The organism is Acinetobacter sp. YH16051 (assembly GCF_013417135.1).
In the GTDB taxonomy this organism is placed as follows: Bacteria; Pseudomonadota; Gammaproteobacteria; order Pseudomonadales; family Moraxellaceae; genus Acinetobacter; species Acinetobacter towneri.
This window is the reverse complement of the sequence record NZ_VPEN01000082.1, coordinates 1-2,335: the sequence shown is the minus strand read 5'-3', so window position 1 is coordinate 2,335 and position 2,335 is coordinate 1. Positions and strand designations below refer to the sequence as shown.

Here is a 2,335-nt window from a genome sequence, read left to right as displayed (position 1 = left end):
GAACACTCTAAATTTTTTACACGCTTAGTAGACCCGCTAATGAAATCCTCAATTTTTTGGTCTGTAGATTTAGATTCCTGAGCTGATTTTGTTAAACCTTTGAGTGCCATTTAAAGTTCTCCTAAAAACTCTAAAGCAAGTTGCTCTATTTCAATGATTGCCTTTTTATCGGTATCAACTTCAAATACAGAAAGTCCATTTTCATCGGCATCGTCATATACGTTCCGATTGGTTGTAAATTGATTCAAAGGCGATAAACCAAAAGACTCGCATGCATCTTTTGCATCAAGAATTCGCTGTACTTGGCTAGGTAATGTTGGACATTGAGTAATAACGGCTCTAGTAATTAAGTTTGGGTTAACTGCTTTAGCTAATTTAATAAGTTGTTCAACATGAACTAATGTCTTTAGGTCACGACGTTTAGGTCGAAATGGTAAAAGCATATGTGTTGCAATAGTCATTGCCGAGCGTAGAGCTTCGGAGTCTTGACCACCAGCATCAATAATAATGTCTTGGTATCGCTTCGATAAATCCATTAGGATTTGTCGAATGTTCCCTGAAGCTTGTACTGATGGAATGCTTTTTACAGCTGAATTTTCATCTCGTTCTTTGATCCAGTCAGTTGTCGTACCTTGTGGATCTGCATCGAGTAATAAGATATCTCGATTATTTGCTTGTAAATAAACTGCTAGATTTTGGGCTAAACAACTTTTTCCAGACCCACCTTTTTCACCACCAACTAATATGATCATTTTTATTTAACTTACGTAACTTATTTAACTTAAGTATAGCCGAATAATAAGGAAGATCAATGGTTTCACACGTTTAGTGAATTTACGCAACTTAAGTAATTTATTTAACTTACGTAAGTTTGTGAAAAAAGTTTTATCTTATATGTACTTTTTTGGTTGAATTGAATTATAAGTTAGCTATATTGTATAAATTACAGATATGAAAAAGCCCCATAACTTTCAATCTTGCCGGACAGGAAGTTACAGGGCTTGAATTCTTAGAACATGCTTGCACATGAACTGTATTAATAATACATGTTCATTGTGCATTTGCAAATAGTGAAGATAAGCAAATGCAACAATTATCTTTTCTGCTTGATCAATTTCAAGACAGATTACCTAAAAAGCCTTACTGTTCAGATAATCTGGATTATGGTCTTATTATCAGGCCTAAAGAAATTTCTTTAAAGTACAAATATATACAACCTAATAGTCCATACTATTTACATTATCTAGTATTTGATTTGGATTATGAGTCTTCATTATCAGAAATATTATATGGCTTAGTTGGAATTCCATTACCGAACTTATTAGTTGCCAATCCTAATAATGGGCGCTCACATATACTTTTTCAGTTAAAAACACCTGTTTATACAACTGATGCTAGTCGTCAAAAGCCTATCCTTTATGCAAATGCTATTCGTCAAAAATTAGGTGAGTTATTTAATGCAGATCCAGCATATGTGAGTTTGGTATCAAAGAATCCTATCTCAAGTTATTGGCAAACCACTAGCTTGCGAGAAAAACCCTATACTTTAAGTGAACTAGCTCGAAATCTAGACTTAACATGGAAAGATGTTAATAGAGAGATTAAACAAGACGAAGCGATAGGTTTAGGGCGTAATTGTTTTGTATTCAATACGGCTAGGCATTGGGCATATAAAGAAATACGAAAATATCGAGGGAGTACATATACATCCTGGCTTGATTGTGTAGTTCAGCATTGCATAGGGCTTAACCAAGGGCTTACCAACCCAATGACTTTTGGTGAAGTAAAAGGCATTGCTAAATCCATTGCACGATATTGTTGGAAAAAAGACGCCTATTGCTATCAGGAATTTATTGACCGTCAATCTAGAAAAGGGAAGTTAGGCGGTATAAAGGGCGGAGTAGTGAGATCTGCAAAATATCAGCCCTTACGTGTAAAGGCGAAAGAACTACATTTAAAAGGATTAAGTTGTCGAAAGATTGCAAATGAGTTGAAAGTATCCAAATCGGTTGTTGCTTCGTGGATAAAGTGTCCAAGTGAGCCTAAATCAGATATTAGCTCTTTGGGAACTGCTTTAAACTTGTTTTCTTAGCTAGGTGTCCAAGTGAGCCTAAATCAGATATTAGCTCTTTTAGGTGTTTCTTATGTTACCTACATCTTCTTCTGTTTCCACTTTTGAATTGAAAGGGCTTTGTTGCACAAAGATTTCATAACTATATGATTTTAAAAGTTTTGATTATTTTTTGATCCAAAATTAAATTTATTTAAATCAGATGCTTACATATTTATGCAACAAAGCCCTTCGTAGCCTGCTTTTTCTACGGCTTTAATTAAA

The 2,335-nt window shown here is 34.5% G+C and carries 2 protein-coding genes; one reads left to right on the top strand and one right to left on the bottom strand.

The annotated features are described in order from the left end of the window. Positions 1–110 precede the first annotated feature (110 nt). Complete coding sequence (locus FTV41_RS14355) at positions 111–752, bottom strand: AAA family ATPase (RefSeq protein WP_179996728.1); 642 nt, start codon at positions 750–752, stop codon at positions 111–113. 332 nt (positions 753–1,084) lie between these two features. On the opposite strand from FTV41_RS14355, the gene FTV41_RS14350 reads away from it, so the two are divergent. After that, positions 1,085–2,092 carry a replication initiation protein gene (locus FTV41_RS14350; protein ID WP_179991621.1) on the top strand — a complete coding sequence of 336 codons (1,008 nt, stop codon included), beginning with the start codon at positions 1,085–1,087 and terminating at the stop codon, positions 2,090–2,092. Positions 2,093–2,335: the final 243 nt, after the last annotated feature.

What these genes read in the sequence shown, in the direction of transcription:
- FTV41_RS14355 (WP_179996728.1), bottom strand. Translation starts at nt 752, where the DNA reads ATGATCATATTAGTTGGTGGTGAAAAAGGTGGGTCTGGAAAAAGTTGT.
- FTV41_RS14350 (WP_179991621.1), top strand. Translation starts at nt 1,085, where the DNA reads ATGCAACAATTATCTTTTCTGCTTGATCAATTTCAAGACAGATTACCT.